Source organism: Sulfitobacter sp. M85, assembly GCF_029285915.1.
Taxonomy (GTDB): Bacteria; Pseudomonadota; Alphaproteobacteria; order Rhodobacterales; family Rhodobacteraceae; genus Sulfitobacter; species Sulfitobacter faviae.
On sequence record NZ_JABECQ010000020.1, the window covers coordinates 1 to 2,975 of the forward strand.

A 2,975-nucleotide genomic window follows, 5' to 3' on the forward strand; every position below is an offset into this window, starting at 1 on the left:
GAGAGATACTGTAGTCTAGGAACTTATTAGGTTTGGCGATGACCTACTCTCCCACGTCTTAAGACGCAGTACCATCGGCGCTACGGCACTTAACGGCTGGGTTCGGGATGGGACCAGGTGTTTTGCTCGCGCTATGATCACCAAACCGAATAAATTCCTAGTAGCGCTCTGCGCAGGAGAGCGGCGGCGGGAGGCGGGGTATCCGAAGGATGCCCGTTCCCGCTCCGTCTCTATTGGAGCGCAAAGCGTGTTTGTCCAAGTCATGAACGACTGATTGTATGTGTATGCTTTTGATCTGTTTAAGCAGTCTTGCTTCTACTGGATCAAATCAAGCCTATCGAGCAATTAGTACCAGTCAACTGAACGTATTACTACGCTTACATCTCTGGCCTATCGACGTGGTGGTCTACCACGGCTCTCAGGGATACCTTGTTTTGAGGGGGGCTTCCCGCTTAGATGCCTTCAGCGGTTATCCTGTCCGATCATAGCTACCCAGCACTGCTATTGGCATAACAACTGGTCCACCAGTGGATCGTTCACCCCGGTCCTCTCGTACTAGGGGCAACTCCTCTCAAGTATCCTACACCCACGGAAGATAGGGACCGAACTGTCTCACGACGTTCTAAACCCAGCTCACGTACCTCTTTAAACGGCGAACAGCCGTACCCTTGGGACCTGCTCCAGCCCCAGGATGAGATGAGCCGACATCGAGGTGCCAAACACTGCCGTCGATATGGACTCTTGGGCAGTATCAGCCTGTTATCCCCGGCGTACCTTTTATCCGTTGAGCGATGGCCCTCCCACTTGGGACCACCGGATCACTATGGCCGTCTTTCGACTCTGCTCGACTTGTCAGTCTCGCAGTCAGGCTGGCTTCTGCCATTGCACTCAACGAGCGATTTCCGACCGCTCTGAGCCAACCTTCGCGCGCCTCCGTTACGATTTAGGAGGCGACCGCCCCAGTCAAACTACCCGCCACACAGGGTCCCGGAACCGGATAACGGTCCGCGGTTAGACATCAAGCAGAACAAGGGTGGTATCTCAAGGGAGGCTCCACCGAGACTGGCGTCTCGGTTTCAAAGCCCACCACCTATCCTGCACATGTTCGGCCTAATGCCAGTGTGAAGCTGTAGTAAAGGTGCACGGGGTCTTTCCGTCTAACCGCGGGTAACCGGCATCTTGACCGGTAATTCAATTTCGCTGAGTCTATGTTGGAGACAGCGGGGAAGTCGTTACGCCATTCGTGCAGGTCGGAACTTACCCGACAAGGAATTTCGCTACCTTAGGACCGTTATAGTTACGGCCGCCGTTTACCTGGGCTTCAATTCAGAGCTCTCACTCCTCCTTTTAACCTTCAGGCACCGGGCAGGCGTCAGACCCTATACGTCGTCTTGCGACTTCGCAGAGCCCTGTGTTTTTAATAAACAGTCGCCACCCCCTGGTTTGTGCCCCCAGCCCCTAGTTGCCTAGGAACCGGGCCTCCTTCTCGCGAACTTACGGAGGTATTTTGCCGAGTTCCTTCAACATAGTTCTCTCAAGCGCCTTGGTATTCTCTACCTGTCCACCTGTGTCGGTTTAGGGTACGATCTGATGATGGAGCTATTTCCAGGGACCGCTCAGCAGCCCATCCAATCCGATAAGGATGAACTACCCCTGCGATCCGTCACTTCCATCTGGCCCAGGAATATTAACCTGGTTCCCATCGACTACGCCTTTCGGCCTCGCCTTAGGGGTCGGCTTACCCTGCTCAGATTAGCTTTAAGCAGGAACCCTTGGACTTTCGGCGAGAGTGTCTCTCACACTCTTTGTCGCTACTCATGTCATCATTCTCACTAGTGATCTCTCCACCGGATCGCTCACGCGCCGGCTTCACAGAAAGCTCCTTGTGTCCAATACGTCCCGAGGGACGATAAGGACACATGGAACTATGTCACACTACGCTCTGCTACCATGCAATAAATGCATCCTCGGCTTCGGCTCATGGCTTGAGCCCCGTTACATCTTCGCCGCAAGACAACTTATTTAGACCAGTGAGCTGTTACGCTATCTTTAAAGGATGGCTGCTTCTAAGCCAACCTCCTGGTTGTTTTGGTCGTCTCACCTGCTTTCCCACTTAGCCATGAATTAGGGGCCTTAGCCGGAGGTCAGGGTTGTTTCCCTCTCCACGACGGACGTTAGCATTCGCCGTGTGTCTGCCATCCAGTACTCCTCGGTATTCGGAGTTTGGTTAGGATCAGTAAGCCTGTGGGGCCCCATTACCCATCCAGTGCTCTACCCCCGAGGGTATTCGGATGACGCTCTACCTAAATAGATTTCGCAGAGAACCAGCTATCTCCGAGTTTGATTGGCCTTTCACCCCTAGGCACAGCTCATCCCGATCTTTTTCAACAGATGTGGGTTCGGTCCTCCAATAAGTGTTACCTTATCTTCAACCTGGCCATGCCTAGATCACTCGGTTTCGGGTCTGATCCCACGAACTCAACGCCCTATTAAGACTCGCTTTCGCTACGCCTACACCTAACGGCTTAAGCTTGCTCGTGAGACCAAGTCGATGACCCATTATACAAAAGGTACGCTGTCACATCGCAAGGATGCTCCAACTGATTGTAGGCGTTCGGTTTCAGGTACTGTTTCACTCCCCTCGTCGGGGTGCTTTTCACCTTTCCCTCACGGTACTGGTTCACTATCGGTCAGTAAGGAGTACTTAGCCTTCGAAGGTGGTCCTCCGATCTTCAGACAGGATTTCACGTGTCCCGCCCTACTTAATACGTCCAATCATGCTTCTTATACGGGACTATCACCCACTTTGGTTGCGCATTCCAACGCATTCTAATCACACTCATGGCTCGGCTGGTCCCCGTTCGCTCGCCGCTACTAGGGGAGTATCAATTGATTTCCTTTCCTCCGGGTACTTAGATGTTTCAGTTCCCCGGGTTTGCCTTTTTAAGCCTATATATTCAGCCTAAAAATACCTG

General features: G+C 52.8%; 2 rRNA genes. Both read right to left on the minus strand.

What is annotated here, in order from left to right:
* Positions 1-30: 30 nt before the first annotated feature.
* Positions 31-145, minus strand: a 5S ribosomal RNA gene (gene rrf / locus HKX24_RS17480).
* Between the two features lie 179 nt (positions 146-324).
* A 23S ribosomal RNA gene (locus tag HKX24_RS17485) occupies positions 325-2,975 on the minus strand; the annotation flags it as partial.